Origin of the sequence: Streptomyces sp. NPDC012510 (assembly GCF_042955065.1) — a bacterium.
In the GTDB taxonomy this organism is placed as follows: Bacteria; Actinomycetota; Actinomycetes; order Streptomycetales; family Streptomycetaceae; genus Streptomyces.
Genome location: NZ_JBIBEN010000034.1, coordinates 1 through 16,251, shown reverse-complemented (window position 1 = coordinate 16,251; position 16,251 = coordinate 1). Strand labels below are relative to the sequence as shown.

Genomic DNA, 16,251 nt, shown 5'->3' with positions numbered 1-16,251 from the left:
GGTCGCGCAGTTCCCCGCGCCCCTGAAGACGTGCGCGGTTCCCCGCGCCCCTGGAAGGTCGCGCAGTTCCCCGCGCCCCTTAAGAGGCGGACCTCACCGCCGCCACCGCCTTCCTCGCCGCCACCAGGACCGGGTCCCAGACCGGGGAGAAGGGCGGGGCGTAGCCCAGGTCCAGGGCGGTCAGCTGTTCCACCGTCATGCCTGCGGTGAGGGCCACCGCCGCGATGTCGACGCGTTTGCCCGCGCCCTCCCGGCCGACGATCTGGACGCCCAGGAGGCGGCCGGTGCGGCGTTCGGCGAGCATCTTCACCGTCATGGGGGCGGCGCCGGGGTAGTAGCCCGCGCGGCTCGTGGACTCGATGGTGACGGTGACGTACTGCAGGCCCGCGCGGTCGGCGTCCTTCTCGCGGAGGCCGGTGCGGGCGATCTCCAGGTCGCAGACTTTGCTGACGGCGGTGCCGACGACACCGGGGAAGGTGGCGTAGCCGCCGCCGACGTTGGCGCCGATGATCTGGCCGTGCTTGTTGGCGTGGGTGCCCAGGGGGATGTGGCGTTCGCGGCCCGAGACCAGGTCGAGGACCTCGACGCAGTCGCCGCCCGCCCAGATGTTCTCGTGGCCCCGTACGCGCAGGGAGAGGTCGGTGAGCAGGCCGCCGTGGTCGCCGAGAGGTAGGCCCGCGGCCTTGGCCAGTGCCGTCTCGGGGCGTACGCCGATGCCCAGGACCACCACGTCCGCCGGGTATGCGGCGTCCTCCGTGGCGACCGCGCGGACGCGGCCGTCGTCGCCGGTGCGCAGGGCGGTGACCTCGGCGTCGTTCACCATCGTGATGCCCAGGCCCTCCATGGCCTTGTGCACCAGGCGGCCCATGTCCGGGTCCAAGGTGGACATCGGCTCCTTGCCGCGGTTGACCACCGTGACCTCGTACCCCCGGTTGATCAGCGCCTCGGCCATCTCCACGCCGATGTATCCCGCGCCGACGACCACCGCGCGGCGGCCCTCGGTGGCGTTCAGCGTGTTCAGCAGGGCCTGGCCGTCGTCCAGGGTCTGCACCCCGTGCACACCGGGGGCGTCGACGCCGGGCAGGTCGGGGCGGATCGGGCGGGCGCCGGTCGCGATGACGAGCTTGTCGTACGCGGTCCAGGACTCGGTGCCCGCGTCGAGGTCCCGCGCCCGCACACGGGAGCCCTCGACGTCGATCTCCACGACCTCCGTACGCATCCGCAGATCGATGTCACGGGCCCGGTGCTCCTCGGGCGAGCGGGCGATGAGCCGGTCGCGTTCGGAGACGTCGCCGCCCACCCAGTAGGGGATGCCGCACGCCGAGTAGGAGGTGAAGTGGCCCCGCTCGAAGGCCACGATCTCCAGTTCGTCAGGTGCCCGCAGCCGGCGGGCCTGCGACGCGGCGGACATGCCCGCCGCGTCGCCGCCGATGACCACCAGGCGTTCCCTCGAACGTTCGTCAGCGCGGATCGTGTTCATGGGCACACGCTACGGGGCCCCGCACGCGGACCCTCCCGGCCGGGGCGGGATTCGGCCGCCGGTCAGTCCCGCTCCTCCTCGTCGGGCGCGGCGGACGGGAGCGAACCGGCGGCGTCGCCCGACGCGGCTGTCGTCGTGGCCGGGCGGGGCCTGCGGGAGTGGACGAAACGGAACCACACGAGCAGGACCAGGGCCGTGGCCAGGGCGAAGGGCAGGATGGCGGCGAGTGCCATGCCCAGCCAGCGGAACACGGCGACGAACGCGTTCCAGCCGCCCGCCAGCGCGTCCACGAAGCCCGGCTGGTCGTCCTTCTCGACCTTCTTGGTCGCGGTCTCGGACAGGGACAGCGTGATGGTGGCGAGGCTCGTGCGGTCCTTCAGGGACTTCTGCTGGGCGAGCAGCGACTCCAGGTCCGCTTGACGGCTGCTCAACTCGCCCTCCAGGGTGACCACATCGCCGAGCTTGGTCGCCCGGTTCATCAGTTCGCGGATGCGGGCGACGCTCGACTGCTGGGTCTTGATGCGGCTGTCCACGTCGACGACCTGGTCGGTGACGTCCTCCGCCTTGGTCTTGCGCTCGATCAGCTTGCCGGTGCCCTCCAGTTCGGTGAGGACCTCCTCGTACTTGTCGGTGGGCACACGCAGGACGACCTTGGTGCGTTCGCGGTCCTTGCCGTCCCGGGTCGTCGACTCGTTGCCGACGAACCCGCCCGCGTTCTCCACGGCGGTGCGGGCCTCGTCCAGGGCCTTCGGTACGTCCTTGACCCGGACGGTCAGGGTGGCGGTGCGGATGACGTGGTTCGCGGTGAGGTCCGGCGGTGCGTCGGCGGCCTGGTCCTCGGCGGCGCCTTCACGAGCGCTGTAGCCGCCGTCGAGCGCGCCCTCCTGCTGGGCCGCCTCGTCGACCATGCTCTTGGCCACCCCGCTGTCCGAGCTGCTGTTCCTGGCGTCCGCGCTGCAGCCCGTGAGTGCCAGGGCGGCGGTGAGGAACAGGGCCGCCACGACCCCTGCGGGCCGCCCGGAACGTCGTACGTGTGTTTGCGCCATTGCGGCGTACCCCCCGAGGGTCGTGACCGGTTCGCTTGCTCTGTCTGCCTTGCCTGTCGATCCTTCGACGCCGGAGCGGACCGGAACGTTGGCCTGAGCCGGTCCCGAAGAGGTCACGGTCAGGACTCGGCGGGGCCACGCGGACCGACGGCACGAGGACGGCGGACGACGTGATCGCCGACGAGGCGGCCGGTGGGACCGACGGCATGACTGTCAGTGACATCTGAGAGGGTGGAGCCATGAGCGGATCGCACACGGACGCCGGGCACGTCGTCGTCATCGGGGCCGGGATCGCGGGACTGGCCGCCGCGCACCGACTGCTGGACAGACACGCGCGCGTGACCGTGCTGGAGGCCTCGGACCGGGTCGGCGGCAAGCTGCTGCCGGGCGAGATCGCGGGCGTCCGCGTCGACTTCGGCGCCGAGTCGATCCTGGCCCGCCGCCCCGAGGCGATCGCCCTCGCCCGCGAGGTCGGCCTCGCCGACCGCCTCCAGCCGCCCGCCACCGCGACGGCCTCCCTCTGGACCCGGGGTGTCCTGCGGCCCATGCCCAAGGGACACGTCATGGGCGTCCCCGGCACCGCCGCCGCCCTCTCCGGGGTCCTGTCCGACGAGGGCCTGGCCCGGATCGAGCGGGACGCCGACCTGCCGCGCACCGAGGTCGGCGACGACGTGGCGGTGGGGGAGTACGTGGCGGCCCGCCTAGGCCGCGAGGTCGTCGACCGTCTGGTGGAGCCCCTCCTCGGCGGTGTCTACGCGGGCGACGCGTACCGCATCTCGATGCGCTCGGCCGTCCCGCAGCTCTTCGAGGTCGCGCGGACCCACACCTCCCTCACCGAGGCCGTCCGGGGGATCCAGGAGCGTGCCGCCGCCGCCCAGCAGACCGGCCCGGTCTTCATGGGCATCGAGGGCGGCGTGGGCGGACTGCCGCACGCGGTAGCCGAGGCGGTACGGGCGCGCGGCGCCGAGATCCTCACCCGGACGCCGGTGACGGAGCTGCGCCGCGAGCCCTCCGGCGGCTGGCGGATCGTCACCGAGGGTTCCGGAAACCTTGGGATCGCCGGAAGCGCCGGGAGCGCCGGAAGCACCGGGAACGCTGAAGGGAACGCCGGGACGGGTGTCCTGCACGCCGACGCCGTCGTCGTGGCCGTCCCCGCTCCGGCCGCTGCCCGGCTGCTGCGTGCCGAGGCTCCCGAGGCCGCCGCCGAACTGTCCGCCGTCGAGTACGCCTCCATGGCCCTCGTCACCCTCGCCTACCGCCGCGCCGACATCACGCTCCCCGACGGCAGCGGCTTCCTCGTGCCGCCCGTCGACGGCCGCACGATCAAGGCGTCCACCTTCGCCTCCCAGAAGTGGGGCTGGATCGCCGACCAGAACCCCGACCTGCTGATCCTGCGCACCTCCGTCGGCCGGTACGGCGAGACGGCGATCCTGGACCACGACGACGCCCATCTCGTGGACGTGTCGAGACACGACCTGCGCGAGGCCACGGGCCTGACCGCCACCCCCCTTGAAACACGGGTCACCCGCTGGGACGACGGCCTGCCCCAGTACCCGGTCGGTCACCACGCGCGTGTGGCCCGCGTCCGCGAGCACCTCGGCAAGCTCCCCGGCCTCGCCGTCTGCGGGGCCGCGTACGACGGCGTCGGCATCCCGGCGTGCGTGGCGAGCGCGGCGGCTGCCGTCGATGAGATCCACGGTGACCCGCGGACTGTGCAGCACCTCACCGCCCACCCGGTGCGGAGCCTGCACGGCGGAGCGGGAGAATGAGACCCATGAGCGACGACGCCCCCACCACCGAGTCCGGCCGGATCCCGAACAAGGGCAAGCTGGCCAAGGACCTCAACGAGGTCATCCGTTACACGCTGTGGTCCGTCTTCAGGCTGAAGGACGTGTTGCCGGAGGACCGCGCCGGTTACGCGGACGAGGTCCAGGAGCTGTTCGACCAGCTCGCCGCGAAGGACGTGACCATCCGCGGTACGTACGACGTGTCGGGCCTGCGTGCCGACGCCGACCTCATGATCTGGTGGCACGCCGAGACCAGCGACCAGCTCCAGGAGGCGTACAACCTCTTCCGCCGGACGAGGCTGGGCCGCGCCCTCGCGCCCGTCTGGTCGAACATGGCGCTGCACCGTCCCGCCGAGTTCAACCGCTCGCACATCCCGGCGTTCCTGGCGGACGAGACCCCGCGCGATTACGTGAGCGTCTACCCCTTCGTGCGCTCCTACGACTGGTACCTGCTGCCCGACGAGGACCGCCGCCGCATGCTCGCCGACCACGGCAAGATGGCCCGGGGCTTCCCGGACGTCCGCGCCAACACGGTCGCCTCGTTCTCCCTGGGCGACTACGAGTGGATCCTGGCCTTCGAGGCCGACGAGCTCTACCGCATCGTCGACCTCATGCGTCACCTCCGCGCCTCCGAGGCCCGTATGCACGTCCGCGAGGAGGTCCCGTTCTACACGGGCCGCAGGAAGTCCGTCGCGGAACTGGTGGCGGGCCTGGCCTGAGTCACCAGGCACCGGCACCGGCACCGGCACCGGGCCTGGGCGGACTACCCGCGCCCCTCGCCGGTGAGGGGCGCCGGGCCGGGACGGGGAGCGGGGCCGGGACGAGGTTCCGGGCGGGCCGCGCACGCGGCTCGCCGCCCGGGCACCCTCCCTTCCAACAGGTACGCCTCCATATACGCGTTGACGCACATGTTGGCCCCGCCCGCGACGCCGTGGCTGCCCGCGTCCCGCTCGGTCAGCAGCACCGACCCCGACAGCCGCCGATGCAGCTCGATCGCCCCCTCATAGGGCGTGGCCGCGTCCCGCTCGGCTGCCAGGATCAGCGTCGGCGGCAGCTCGCCGGGCCCGGTCCGCACATCCAGCGGTCGCTGACGCGGCCCCTTCCAGTAGGCGCACGGCAGATTCGTCCACACGTTGTCCCACGTCTCGAAGGGCGCGGTGCGGGCGAGCCGCGTGTTGTCGCGGTCCCACACCCGCCACCGGGTGGGCCAGGGCGCGTCGTTGCACTCGACGGCCGTGTACACCGCGCCCGCGTTCTCCTGCTCGACGGCTCCCTCCGGGTGCGGCCCGGCGATCTGGACGAGCGGCTTCGGGTCGCCCTTGAGATACGCGGAGAGCGCGAGCGCGCGCTGCGGCCAGTGGTCGTCGTGGTACGCGGCCTGCAGGAACGCGCCCTGCAACTGTCCCGGCCCCACCTTGCCGCCGGCGGGGCGGACGGCCAGCCGGGCCGACGCCCGCTCATAGCTGCGCAGAACCTTCTCAGGGGTGTTCCCGAGCCCGTACACCTTGTGGTGGCTGGCGACCCACGCCCGGAAGTCCGCCCAGCGTCCCTCGAACGCGGCCGACTGGTCGAGGTTGTTCTCGTACCAGATCTGGCCGGGGTCCGGGTTCACCGCCGAGTCGAAGACCATCCGGCGCACGTGCGAGGGGAACAGGGACGCGTACAGCGCCCCGAAGTACGTGCCGTACGACGCCCCCATGAACGTCAGTCGCGGCTCGCCCAGCGCGGCGCGCAGCACGTCCAGGTCACGGGCGTTGTTGAGCGAGTGGTAGTGCCTGAGCGCGCTCCCGCCCCGCTCGGCGCAGCCCCGCGCGTACGCCTTCGCCCGCGCGATCCGCTCCCTCTTGTACGACTCCGAGGGGTGCGTCGGCGCCGGTGACGGCCCTCGGCGCAGCCGCTTCGGGTCCTGGCAGGACAGCGGCGCCGACCGGCCGACGCCACGCGGGGCGTACCCCACGAGGTCGTAGGCGGCCGCGATCCGCTTCCACCGGGGGACGTAGCCGGCGAGGGGGAAGAACATCCCGGAGGCTCCGGGCCCGCCCGGATTGAACACGAGCGCTCCCTGCCGGGCGACCCGCTTGCCCCGCGCGTCCTTCCCGGTGGCCGGGATGCGGCTGACGGTCAGCGAGATCCGCTCGCCGTCCGGGCGGGCGTAGTCGAGCGGGACCTCGACCGTCCCGCACCGCACCCCGTCCGGCAGCCCCTCCACTTCCGGGCACTTCCCGAAGTCGATCCCCTCGTCGGCGGCCCGCCGTGCCGCGAGGGCGACCGCCCCCGCCGCCGGGCTCATGTCCCCCTTGGCCGGCGCTGTGCCCAGGGCACTCAGCAACACCGCCCCGACGATTCCGTAGAGAACGGCAGCTCGCATCGAGAATCCCTTCGCAGCACGACAGCAACAAAGGGATGTTTGGTGTGAAACGGGGCAATGTAAAGCACTGTCCGGCAGTGTCGCCCCGCGTCCGGGGGTGCGGTGGTCACAACCCCCGGCGCGCGCGGGGCCGGGCCGTCGGCGGGCGGATCGCAGCCCGCCGTTCCGTGGCGGCGGCCGCAGGCGGTTGCGGCCCGGGATCGCCGTGCCCGTCGCTACGCGCTGTCGTCCGCCACCGGCCCGTTGGCGGCCGGTGGCAGCGTGTAGCGCGGCGAGGCCGTGGCCGTCGGCGCGGTGGGCGACGGGGCCACCGGGATCGGCGAGCCGGGGTCGATCAACGGGGCCGGCGGCGCGGGAGAGTTGGTCATCGGCGGAGTGCTCGCGGCGGCGGCGTCGCGGGCGATCGCGTCGTAGTCGACGAGCCCGGTGGCCTCCAGGACCTTGATGTGGTCGAGCACGGTGGTGTTGGCGTCGTCGGCGAGATCCCGCACCAGCGAGTTGCGGGTGGTGGCGCGGACCTGGGCGACGACGGAGAACACCTTGCCGTGTGCCAGCCGCAGGATGTTGGCGAACTCCCGGTCGTAGTGCTGCCCCTGCGCCGCCGTCAGCGTGTCCAGCCAGGCCTTCTGCTGGTCGGTCGGCTGGTTGGGCAGGGGCAGGCCGAGCCGCGAGGCGACGTTGCGGACGCGGGCGTCGAGGAAGGTGTGCCCCTCGATGAGGTGGTCCCCGGCGGTCCGTACGGCCGAGGTGGTGCCCTTCGTCTGGGCCTGCTGGCCGGCGGGCAGTTCCCACAGCCCGGCCAGCCTGACCTTGGTGACGAAGTCCCGGTCCAGCGCGGACAGCGGACCGTACTGCGTCGTCACCGTGGACGCGTTGAGCACGCTGACGCCGGTGCCCGAGCGGTCGGCGTACGACCAGATCGGGAAGACCAGCGCGATGAGTGTCGCCGTCAGTCCGGCGACGATGAGCCCTGTGCCACTGAACAGTCCCCCTCTGCCGTCGGTGGTTCGCATGGTGCCTCCTGCTTGCGGCACCGCACGCTGATGCGCAACGGGTGCTGACTCGCCTACGGCTGGCATGTTACTGCCCGGTCTGAGCCAACTGCCCCGAAACGAGGAACGGTTGAGGAGGGGACAAAACGCGCCGGATGGGGTAAGCGGAGCGGTGGGCAAGTCAGGTCAAAGCAGAGGTAAAGGGACGGCAAACCCGTGCCTGGGGGTCGTGGGGGCACGGGTTGTTAATCGCAGCACATCTCGGCGCGGGAGCACACCGGCTCAGCGGCGCAGCAGCACCCTGCGGGTCGCGCGGGCCAGCCGGGCCGTCGGGCGCTGGGAGAGCGGGGCCGGGCCCGAACGCTCCTGCCACCAGCGGCGCAGCTCGCGCAGGGTGCCCGCGTCGCCGGGCCGGCCCGTCAGCAGCACGTGCTCGGCGAAGGAGAGGGCGTCCCGCCGGTAGCCGTCGGTCATCGGATTGCCCTGCGCGTACGCGACGAAGGCCGGCCGGTACGCCGTGCCGAGGATCTCCGGCAACTCCGGTGCCACCTTCGCCACGACGTCGGCCCGCTTGGCCGCAAGGGCGCGGGCCTGCACGCCCAGCCGCACCCGGTCGAACCCCTCGGGCACCGGTGTCCCCGCGACCAGCGCGGACAGCAGCGCGGCCTGTGCGAGCCCGAGCCGCTGCCGGGCGGCGGACTCGGCCACGGGCGCCCTCTCGGCGTCCCGCACCGCCGTCTCCTCCCCGGCGTCCCGTCCCTCGGCGGCTCGCACCTCGGCCTTCTCCAGCACCCCGCGAATCGCCCCCAACTCCCGCTCCAGCTCGGCCGGCTCGGGGAAGTTCTCGTCGCGCTCCAGCAGGACGCCCGGTGGGGTCACGCGGGAGGCGAGGTCGGCGAGGACGTCGAGGACCTGCCGGGGGACCGGGTGGGCGTGGCTGTCGTGCCAGACGCCGTCACGCTCGAAGCCGCCCGCGACATGGACATACGCGATGGCCTCGACCGGCAGCTCGTCGAGCGCCTTCGCGGGGTCCTCGCCCCGGTTGACGTGGTTGGTGTGGAGGTTCGCCACGTCAATGAGGAGCCGGACGCCGGTGCGGTCGACGAGGTCGTACAGGAACTGGCCCTCGGACATCTCCTCGCCCGGCCAGTTGATGAGGGCCGCGATGTTCTCCAGGGCGAGCGGCACGGGCAGCGCGTCCTGGGCGATGCGGACGTGCTCGCACAGCACGTCCAGGGCGTCCCGGGTGCGCGGCACCGGCAGCAGATGCCCGGCCTCCAGCCGCGCGGACGCCGTCAGGGCACCCCCGGCCCGTACGAACGCGATGTGCTCGGTGACGAGGGGGGCGCCCAGGGCCTCCGCGCGCTCGGCCAGGGAGCGCAGGCGCTGCTCGTCGGGGCGGTCGGCGCCGCCCAGCCCCAGGGAGACGCCGTGCGGGACGACGGTGACACCGCGCTCGCGCAGGCGCAGCAGCGGCTCGGGAATGTGGCCGGGGCAGACGTTCTCGGCGACGACCTCGACCCAGTCGACACCGCCTGCCGCCCGGGTCATGCGCTCGACGGCGTCGGCGATCTCCGGCCGCCAGCCGATGCCCGTCCCCAACCGCGCGATCTGCTCCATCGTCCCGTCCCCTCCTCGGTCACGTCGGTCACGGCTTCACCAGGACCCTGTGTGTCTCCCTACGGCGGACCTGTGTTCCGGCGTGACGGAGTCATGGCCCCGTCAGCCGGGACCGAACCCCGTGGAGGGGACCTTCAGAGCAACATTTGAGCTTTCCGCCGGCCCGCCGCATCTGACCCGCCGGACGCACCGGACCGACCTACCGGACCGGACCGGACCCGCCGGACCCGCCGGACCCGACCCGCCCGGGCCTACTGGACCTGTGGCAGTCCCTGGTCCTTGTTGATCTCCTCCGGGTCCGGACGGCCGGTGGGGACCAGCCCGGGGGTGGTCGGCGACGGAACCGAGCTCACGCGGGGATTGGTGGACGGCAGTGCCGGGGGCGCGGCGGGCGGCACCTGGCCGGGCTCGGGCGGCGGCGGGCCGGTCGGGCTGGCGGTACCGCTGACCGAGTTGTCGGCGATGGTCGCGAAGTCGACCTCGCCGGTGCCCTCCAGGATCGTGATGTGGTCCAGCACGGTCTGGTTGGCGTCGGAGGCGAGCTGGCGGATCAGCGTGTTGCGGGTGGAGTTCCGCACGGTGGCGATCGCCGGGAAGATCTTGCCGTGGGCGGCCCGCAGCAGGTTCGCCCACGTCTTGTTGTACTCGGCCTCGGTCTTGGAGGCGGTCATCTGGTCCAGCCAGCCCTGCTGCTCCGCCGTCGGCTGGTTCGGCAGCTCGACGCCCAGCTTCGCCGCGATGACCCGTGACCGCTTGTCGAGGTCGGTGTGGCCCACGATCAGATGGTCGGCGGCCTCCCGGACGGACTTGCTGCCGCTGCGCTCCAGCGCCTGCTGCCCCGCCGGCAGCTCCCACAGACCCGCCAGCCGCACACGGATGAGCAGGTCGCGGTCGCTCGGGGTGAGCGGCCCCCACTGCGTGGTCACCGTGTCACCGGTGAGCGCGGCCGCGGCCGTGGCGTTGCGGTTGGGGTACGAGTAGAACACGGGGTAGGCGAGCACACTGATGGTGCCGACGACCGCCACGGCGACGAGGACAGAGCCCTTGGAGCGTCGCAAAAGAGCCTCCCGGAGGAAACCAACTGATCGTTGGGGACTGACTGTTGCTTGGGGTGGGGGTGCTGCCCCGGCGGGGCCGGGCCCTGCCGGGGCAGCGGCGGGCCCGGACCGTGCCGTGGGGCCGCGTCAGATCGTGCCGTTCGCGATCGCGTCGAAGTCGACCTGGCCGGTCTTCTCCAGCATCGTGATGTGGTCGAGCACGGTCTGGTTGGTGTCCGAGGCCAGCTGGCGCACCAGGGTGTTCTCGGTCATGTTCCGCACCTGCCCGATGGCCGGGAAGATCTTGCCGTGCGCGGAGCGGAGCAGGTTGGCCCACACCCGGTCGTACTGGTCGTCCGTGGCGTTGTTCATCTGCTGGAGAAAGCCCTGCTGCTGTTCGTTCGGCACGTTCGGCAGCGCGACGCCCAGCTGGGTCGCCACGTTCCTGACCCGCTCGTCGAGGTCCTTGTGGCCCACGATCAGGTGGTCCGCCGCCTCCTTGACCTCCGGGCTGCTCGACCGCTGCATCGCCTGCTCGGCGGCCGGCAGCTCCCACAGCCCCGCCAGCCGTACGCGGATGATGAGATCTCGGTCGGCGGCCGTCAGCGGCCCCCACTGGGTGTTCACCGTGCCGGCGGCCATGTTGGCCTGGGCGGTACCCGAACGGTCGGCGTAGGACCACACAGGAAACGCCAGGGCGCCGACGGTGACGACGAGAGCCAGGCCGGCGATGACCGAGCCGTTGAGACGCCGCAAAATGATCCTCCCGGATGATGCCAACTGGTCGTTGGGACACTTGCTTGGCCAGTACCGGGAAGTACGTAGGGCCCACGGGAGTTGTTCAACGAGCCTTGAACGGGCCGAGGAAGGGGAAGGGAAGGCCCTCAGCCCTGGAGCGCCCGATGATCCGCGACCACCGTGCAGGAGCCCGGGGCCACCTCCGTGAAGCCCGCGTCGCGGACGAGCGGGAGGGCGGCGGTGGCCAGGGCCTGCCACCGGGCCGGGGCGGCGGTGCGGACGGCGAGCGGAAAACCGGCGTCGCGCCAGGCGGCGCGGGCCGTGTCGGAGAGGTCCCACCAGGCGAGCTGGGCACCATGCCCCGCCTGGGCCATGGCCTTGCCGGCCGACATGTCGACCTCGGGGTTCAGCCACAGGACCGGGGCGGCGGGGTCGGGCTCGGCGGGCGGCTCCGGATCGTCGAGGTCGGTGCCGGAGACCTGGAGGCGGGCCAGGTCCTTCGGCCAGCCGTCGAGCGGGACCGGCGCGAAGACGCGCACCTCCGCCGACTTGCCCGTCACCGTGATCCCCGGCAGCGCCTCGGCCCGGCGCCACTCCGCGCCGCGCGCCCGCCGCACCACCTTGCGGATCCGCGCGTCCTGCCAGCACCGCATCGCCTCGGCCCACTCCCCGTCCCCCAGCGACCGCTCGTCGCTCAGCATCACCAGCACCGCCCGCGCCGCCGTTTCCAGCGCGTCCGTACGCGCCGGGGGAGCCGCCCGCTCGATGCGCGCCACGAGCGGCAGCACGAACTGCGGCGCCTCGTCGCGCGAGGTCCGCTCGTCCCTGAAGGGACTGTCCTGCGCGGTGGCGGGGGCGGTGGTGTGGCTGGGGGCCGGGTCGTTCGTGGTCACCCGACCAGTCTGCCAGGCGGAAGAACCGTGTTCGGCGGGCGGACGATGAGGTCCCCGGTCCCCATACTCGCTCGGTTGTACGAAGATGGGGGCATGGAACGGGAGTTACCGCTGAGGCTGGAGGGTGTCGGCCGCCGTTACGGGTTCCGTGGCCCCTGGGTGCTGCGCGGAGTCGACCTGGAGGTCGCCCCCGGTGCGCTGATCCGGGTGGAGGGCGCGAACGGCACCGGCAAGTCGACGCTGCTGCGCGTCCTGGCCGGGCTCGACGCGCCCTCGGAGGGGCGGGTGACCGGACGACCGCGCACGGCGTACGTCCCCGAGCGCTTCCCCGCCGCGTTGCCGTTCACCGCCGCCGAGTACCTCACCCACCTCGGCGCCGTCCACGGCCTGGACCGCCCGGCCGCCGCCCGCGCCGCCGGCGAGTGGCTGGAGCGCTTCGGTGCCGCCGAGTACTCACGTACGCCCATGGCGCAGCTGTCCAAGGGCAGCAGTCAGAAGGTCGCCGTGGCGCAGGCCCTCCTCGGCGCACCGGAGTTGCTCGTCCTCGACGAGGCGTGGACGGGCCTGGACGCCGATGCACGCGAGGAGTTGGAGCGCGCGGTCGTCGAGCGCACGACAGCCGGGGCGGTGGTGGTGTTCGTGGACCATGACCCGCGTCGGCTCGCGGGGGTGCCGGACGCGACGTACGCGGTGGTCGGGGGCGCGCTCGACCTTCGTACGAGGAAGGGGACTTCGTGGGCGGAGGGGGCGGGTGGGGGTGACGTTTCGGCGGCCGTACCCGTCGTCGTCATCGAGGGGCGGGGTCCGTCGGGTGGCCAAGTGCCGGACCTCGTGCGGCGATTGGCGACCGTGGTCGAAGAGACGGGCTCCGGTGACGTCCATCGGTTCACCGTCCCGCAGGCCGGTTCGGACGCGTCGCTCAGGGCGCTGCTGGGGGCTCGTCCGCCCTGGCACGTAGTGAGCGTGGGTCCGGCGCCCGCCGCCCCGGCCGCACGGGAACCGGAAGTGGAACCGGAACGGGACGTGGAACTGGAAGTGGAAAGCTCTTGATGAACGCCCTCCTCCGCTACCAGGCGGCCCTCCTCGTCCGCTCCCAACGCTGGCTGCCGCCCGTCATCCTCTACGCGGCGTTCCTCGGCATCGGTGTGCAGAGCGGGCAGCCGGTGCTCGACTCGCTCGGTTACACGGCCGCCGCGCTGCTGCCCGTCGCCGCCTGGCTGACGCGGATCTGCGTCACCAACGAACAACCGGCGGCACGCGGTTGTACGGGTGCCGCTGTCGGACCGGGCCGGGTGCACCTGGCCTGTGTCCTGGTCGCGTTCGCGGCGTCCGCCCTCCTCGGCACGGCCGCCACGGTCGTCGTCACACTGATCAGCGCCCCCACGAGCACGGACCACCAGACCCGGGTCGAGCCGCTGCCGGCGGGCGCCGCCGGACTCCTCGTGGTCCTCACCTGTGCCCTCCTCGGCACGGCCGTCGGCGCGCTCACGAACTGGCCGCTGCTGCGCTCGCCCGGACGGGCCGTCCCCGCCCTCCTCCTCGGCGCACTGCTCACCCTGGTGGTGGCCGGCTCCCCGGCCAGGCTGGCGGTCACCGCCCTGGTCGACGGCTCACAGCACGCGACGGTCCCCGTCCCGCTGCTGCCCCTGGCGGCAGCCGGACTCCTCACGGCGGCCGCGACCGCCGTGGCCTGCGCCCTGACGAACCGCCGCGCCGTCTGAGCGGACGGCCTGCGGGGCCCGCCTCAGCCCGAGCAGGCGGTGCGCTCGGCCTCCCGCCACTCGCACACCGGGCACAGGGTGATGCCCTTGTGCGACTCCGGGTACTCGGTGGGCTTCCGGCACAGCACGCACTCGGCGAAGGGCGAACCGTCGGCCGGGGCAGGCGCTGCGGTCGGGGCCGGTTCCGTGGTCGTATCAGCGGTGCGATAATCGCTCATATGTCCAGCGTAGAGCGACTCCGGGATGACTGAAGTGGGTGCTTACTCGGTGCGTTCGCGGCTTACCGTGCCGTCGCCGCCCCGACCAGCTCCGACACCTTCACGAACCGGAACCCGCGCTCCCTGAGCACCGGCACGATCTTCCGTACGGCCCGCTCCGTGACCGGCGCGGCACTCCGCGTGCAGTGCATGACCACGACCGACCCCGGCCGCACCCCCTCCAGCACCTCCCGCACCACGTCGTCCGCGTCCGTCGCGAAGGCGTCCCCGCTCACGACGTCCCACTGCACCGCCGTCACCCCGGACGCGCTCAGGCGCCGCAGCGCGCGACCGTCGTAGCAACCGCCGGGGAACCGGAAGTACGGCATCGGGTCGGTGATCCCCGCCTCCCGGAACACCCGGTAGGCCCGCTCCAGATCCGCCCGCATCCGCCCGGGAGCCATCGTCGGCAGGCCGTGGCACTCATCGGTGAAGGCGTGATGGCTGTACGAGTGGTTCGCCACCTCGAACAAGGGGTCCCGTCCGATCGACCGCGCCTGGATCGGGTACTCCTCGGCCCACCGCCCCGTCATGAACACGGTGGCCGGAACCTCCAGCTGCCGTAGCGCGGCGATGAGCTGCGGATTGTCGAACCGTTCGCCCGCGGCGGCCCTCTCCCCCTGATCCGCGGTCATGTCCGCGTCGAAGGTGAGCGCGACCGTCTTGTCCGCGCGTGTGCGCGGACCGTGCTCGAACACGGGGGTCAGCCCGGCCGGTCCCGGCGCCAGCGTGGGCGGCCGGGACGAGGAGACCGCCGACGGGTCTGCCGGCGCGGTGACGGTGACGATGCGGGTCGAGGCGTGCGGGGTGCCGCAGGCGGCGAGGGTGGCGCCGAGCACGGCGGACGCGCAGAGCGCGGTGATTCTTCGTACGGGAGTGCTCACCGCACGAACGTAAGGGGGGTGAGGTCAGCGGATAGTCGGTTTGGCTGTCTGTCTACAGGGAGTCCGGCGCGAAGTCACCCGCCCGGGTGACGAAGGAGTGCCAGGCGGCGGGGGAGAGGGCCAGCTCCGGGCTGGTGGGGAGTTTGGAGTCGCGGACGTGGATGGTGGAGGGGCCGGTGGCGACTTCTACGCAGTCGTCGCCCTGGGCGCTGCTGTAGCTGCTCTTGGACCAGTGCAGTTCAGCGGTGCTCATAGCTCTCCTCGCATTCTCTCCAACAGGCCCACGGAGTCCTGCGCGGAGAGGGCCTGCGAACGCAGCCTGGCATAGCGCAGGGAGAGCTTGGCGACCTCCTTCTTGTCGGCGATCAGGCGTCCGCTCTCCTGCCCTTCGGAGTATGCGTACCGCTGGGCGTCAGGGGTTTCGAGGAGACGGACGGGGCCGGCCAGACAGGCGTGGTGCTTGGTGTGCGCAGGCATGATCTGGAGGGTCACGTTGCGCAACTCACTTGCTGCCAGCAGGTGGTCGAACAGGTCGCGGCTGACGTCCCTGCCGCCGAGAAGGCGCATGAGCACGGCCTCCCCGACGATGAAGTCGAATGTGGCCCTCGGCTTGTCCCGCAACAGCCTCTGCCGTTGCATTCGCGCCGTGACCAGGGCCTCCAACTCCTCGTCCGGCAGCGGTGGAACGTCTTCGTCGCACAAGGCCCGCACGTAGGACTCCGGTTGCAGCAACCCTGGCACAAGGCGGCACTCGTACGTGCACAGAGTGATCGCCTGAGCCTCCAGCCGAGCCCACCGCCGAAACCACGAGGCCGTCGACGCTCATGCACGGCCACCTCCGGGTGAGTCGGGTCTGTCGGGGCTCTCCCACGATCAACTCACCCAGCGTCACGAACGGTTACGCGTACCGTCCATCGAACACGCATGTACGCCACGGCGCCGTACACGAGAGCTCCGCGAGGTCACCACCAGTCGGTCAGGTCCACCAGCACATCGCAGTGAGGGTCGTCGGGGGCCGATCGGTGCCGCTCCTTCCCCTCCAGCAGTGAGGGGAGCGAGGCGATCAGCGCGGTGAGGGTGTCGGCCAGGCGGATGTCGGCGCCGATAGCCGCGGTCGCCCAGCACCATGTCGGGGCGGCGCCGGGGGCCGGCCGCGCTTGCCCCGCACCGGCGGAACCGCTTCGAGCAGCGGAATGAGCTGGGTGACATCGATGCGGTTGCCGCCAGTCAGCGTGGCCGCGAGCGGGATGCCAGTGGCATCGGTGATCAGATGGTGTTTGCTACCGGTTCTGCCCCGGTCAACAGGACTTCGGCCCGTCTTGGAACCCCCCTTTAACCTCGCGCTTTCACGAGGTGGAGTGTCCGAGGCTTGATCAAATAAGCGGAGAGTGCTCCTGACCTGCAACGATGGGACTTGTCTAGGGTCCT

General features: G+C 72.2%; 15 protein-coding genes and 2 pseudogenes. 4 read left to right on the top strand and 13 right to left on the bottom strand.

The annotated features are described in order from the left end of the window. Window positions 1-79: 79 nt before the first annotated feature. Both ACFY9I_RS39175 and ACFY9I_RS39170 read right to left on the bottom strand, forming a co-directional pair. Complete coding sequence (locus ACFY9I_RS39175; protein ID WP_391011381.1) at window positions 80-1,480, bottom strand: FAD-dependent oxidoreductase; 1,401 nt, start codon at window positions 1,478-1,480, stop codon at window positions 80-82. A gap of 62 nt (window positions 1,481-1,542) precedes the next feature. Further along, the gene (locus ACFY9I_RS39170; protein ID WP_391011378.1) at window positions 1,543-2,526 is read right to left on the bottom strand and encodes a DUF4349 domain-containing protein; all 984 of its coding nucleotides are present in this window, start codon (window positions 2,524-2,526) and stop codon (window positions 1,543-1,545) included. 239 nt (window positions 2,527-2,765) lie between these two features. Here ACFY9I_RS39170 and hemG point away from each other — a divergent pair, with 239 nt between their 5' ends. Together hemG and hemQ are read left to right on the top strand one after the other, a co-directional pair. Continuing rightward, a complete protein-coding gene (gene hemG, locus ACFY9I_RS39165; RefSeq protein ID WP_391011375.1) occupies window positions 2,766-4,295 on the top strand; it encodes a protoporphyrinogen oxidase in 1,530 nt (509 codons plus the stop codon). 5 nt (window positions 4,296-4,300) lie between these two features. Then, window positions 4,301-5,032, top strand: coding sequence for a hydrogen peroxide-dependent heme synthase (gene hemQ, locus ACFY9I_RS39160; RefSeq protein ID WP_391011372.1), 732 nt, complete (start codon window positions 4,301-4,303; stop codon window positions 5,030-5,032). A 44-nt stretch (window positions 5,033-5,076) separates the two neighbouring features. Here hemQ and ACFY9I_RS39155 read toward each other — a convergent pair whose 3' ends face one another. The 6 genes from ACFY9I_RS39155 to ACFY9I_RS39130 all read right to left on the bottom strand — a co-directional run bounded on the left by ACFY9I_RS39155 (window position 5,077) and on the right by ACFY9I_RS39130 (window position 11,961). Beyond that, window positions 5,077-6,681 carry an alpha/beta fold hydrolase gene (locus ACFY9I_RS39155; RefSeq protein ID WP_391011369.1) on the bottom strand — a complete coding sequence of 535 codons (1,605 nt, stop codon included), beginning with the start codon at window positions 6,679-6,681 and terminating at the stop codon, window positions 5,077-5,079. 215 nt (window positions 6,682-6,896) lie between these two features. Further along, window positions 6,897-7,694 carry a DUF4142 domain-containing protein gene (locus tag ACFY9I_RS39150; protein WP_391011366.1) on the bottom strand — a complete coding sequence of 266 codons (798 nt, stop codon included), beginning with the start codon at window positions 7,692-7,694 and terminating at the stop codon, window positions 6,897-6,899. Window positions 7,695-7,955: 261 nt separating this feature from the next. Then, window positions 7,956-9,293 carry a DUF692 family multinuclear iron-containing protein gene (locus ACFY9I_RS39145; protein WP_391011363.1) on the bottom strand — a complete coding sequence of 446 codons (1,338 nt, stop codon included), beginning with the start codon at window positions 9,291-9,293 and terminating at the stop codon, window positions 7,956-7,958. Between the two features lie 251 nt (window positions 9,294-9,544). Next, complete coding sequence (locus ACFY9I_RS39140) at window positions 9,545-10,351, bottom strand: DUF4142 domain-containing protein (RefSeq protein WP_391011360.1); 807 nt, start codon at window positions 10,349-10,351, stop codon at window positions 9,545-9,547. 126 nt (window positions 10,352-10,477) lie between these two features. After that, window positions 10,478-11,086: a DUF4142 domain-containing protein gene (locus ACFY9I_RS39135; RefSeq protein WP_391011358.1), complete on the bottom strand. Its 609-nt coding sequence runs from the start codon at window positions 11,084-11,086 to the stop codon at window positions 10,478-10,480. 128 nt (window positions 11,087-11,214) lie between these two features. Then, a complete protein-coding gene (locus tag ACFY9I_RS39130; RefSeq protein WP_391011356.1) occupies window positions 11,215-11,961 on the bottom strand; it encodes a peptidyl-tRNA hydrolase in 747 nt (248 codons plus the stop codon). A 93-nt stretch (window positions 11,962-12,054) separates the two neighbouring features. Here ACFY9I_RS39130 and ACFY9I_RS39125 point away from each other — a divergent pair, with 93 nt between their 5' ends. Both ACFY9I_RS39125 and ACFY9I_RS39120 read left to right on the top strand, forming a co-directional pair. After that, entirely contained in the window at window positions 12,055-13,011 is a 957-nt protein-coding gene (locus tag ACFY9I_RS39125) for an ATP-binding cassette domain-containing protein (RefSeq protein ID WP_391011353.1), read from the top strand. Then, a complete protein-coding gene (locus ACFY9I_RS39120) occupies window positions 13,011-13,682 on the top strand; it encodes an ABC transporter (RefSeq protein ID WP_391011350.1) in 672 nt (223 codons plus the stop codon). The genes ACFY9I_RS39125 and ACFY9I_RS39120 overlap by 1 nt, the downstream gene beginning before the upstream one ends. A 23-nt stretch (window positions 13,683-13,705) precedes the next feature. Here ACFY9I_RS39120 and ACFY9I_RS39115 read toward each other — a convergent pair whose 3' ends face one another. From ACFY9I_RS39115 to ACFY9I_RS39095, 5 genes and pseudogenes are all read right to left on the bottom strand, one after another. Continuing rightward, the gene (locus tag ACFY9I_RS39115; protein ID WP_391011347.1) at window positions 13,706-13,900 is read right to left on the bottom strand and encodes a hypothetical protein; all 195 of its coding nucleotides are present in this window, start codon (window positions 13,898-13,900) and stop codon (window positions 13,706-13,708) included. A 62-nt stretch (window positions 13,901-13,962) separates the two neighbouring features. Continuing rightward, on the bottom strand, window positions 13,963-14,823 hold the full coding sequence (locus tag ACFY9I_RS39110) for a polysaccharide deacetylase family protein (RefSeq protein ID WP_391011344.1): 861 nt from the start codon (window positions 14,821-14,823) through the stop codon (window positions 13,963-13,965). A gap of 52 nt (window positions 14,824-14,875) precedes the next feature. Further along, window positions 14,876-15,076, bottom strand: coding sequence for a DUF397 domain-containing protein (locus ACFY9I_RS39105; RefSeq protein ID WP_391011341.1), 201 nt, complete (start codon window positions 15,074-15,076; stop codon window positions 14,876-14,878). Beyond that, a pseudogene (locus ACFY9I_RS39100) lies at window positions 15,073-15,636 on the bottom strand (DUF5753 domain-containing protein); the annotation flags it as partial. The pseudogene ACFY9I_RS39100 and the gene ACFY9I_RS39105, both read right to left, overlap by 4 nt. Before the next feature lie 291 nt (window positions 15,637-15,927). Beyond that, a pseudogene (locus tag ACFY9I_RS39095) lies at window positions 15,928-16,159 on the bottom strand (transposase); the annotation flags it as partial. Window positions 16,160-16,251: the final 92 nt, after the last annotated feature.

What these genes read in the sequence shown, in the direction of transcription:
- ACFY9I_RS39175 (WP_391011381.1), bottom strand. Translation starts at nt 1,480, where the DNA reads ATGAACACGATCCGCGCTGACGAACGTTCGAGGGAACGCCTGGTGGTC.
- ACFY9I_RS39170 (WP_391011378.1), bottom strand. Translation starts at nt 2,526, where the DNA reads ATGGCGCAAACACACGTACGACGTTCCGGGCGGCCCGCAGGGGTCGTG.
- hemG (WP_391011375.1), top strand. Translation starts at nt 2,766, where the DNA reads ATGAGCGGATCGCACACGGACGCCGGGCACGTCGTCGTCATCGGGGCC.
- hemQ (WP_391011372.1), top strand. Translation starts at nt 4,301, where the DNA reads ATGAGCGACGACGCCCCCACCACCGAGTCCGGCCGGATCCCGAACAAG.
- ACFY9I_RS39155 (WP_391011369.1), bottom strand. Translation starts at nt 6,681, where the DNA reads ATGCGAGCTGCCGTTCTCTACGGAATCGTCGGGGCGGTGTTGCTGAGT.
- ACFY9I_RS39150 (WP_391011366.1), bottom strand. Translation starts at nt 7,694, where the DNA reads ATGCGAACCACCGACGGCAGAGGGGGACTGTTCAGTGGCACAGGGCTC.
- ACFY9I_RS39145 (WP_391011363.1), bottom strand. Translation starts at nt 9,293, where the DNA reads ATGGAGCAGATCGCGCGGTTGGGGACGGGCATCGGCTGGCGGCCGGAG.
- ACFY9I_RS39125 (WP_391011353.1), top strand. Translation starts at nt 12,055, where the DNA reads ATGGAACGGGAGTTACCGCTGAGGCTGGAGGGTGTCGGCCGCCGTTAC.
- ACFY9I_RS39120 (WP_391011350.1), top strand. Translation starts at nt 13,011, where the DNA reads ATGAACGCCCTCCTCCGCTACCAGGCGGCCCTCCTCGTCCGCTCCCAA.
- ACFY9I_RS39115 (WP_391011347.1), bottom strand. Translation starts at nt 13,900, where the DNA reads ATGAGCGATTATCGCACCGCTGATACGACCACGGAACCGGCCCCGACC.
- ACFY9I_RS39105 (WP_391011341.1), bottom strand. Translation starts at nt 15,076, where the DNA reads ATGAGCACCGCTGAACTGCACTGGTCCAAGAGCAGCTACAGCAGCGCC.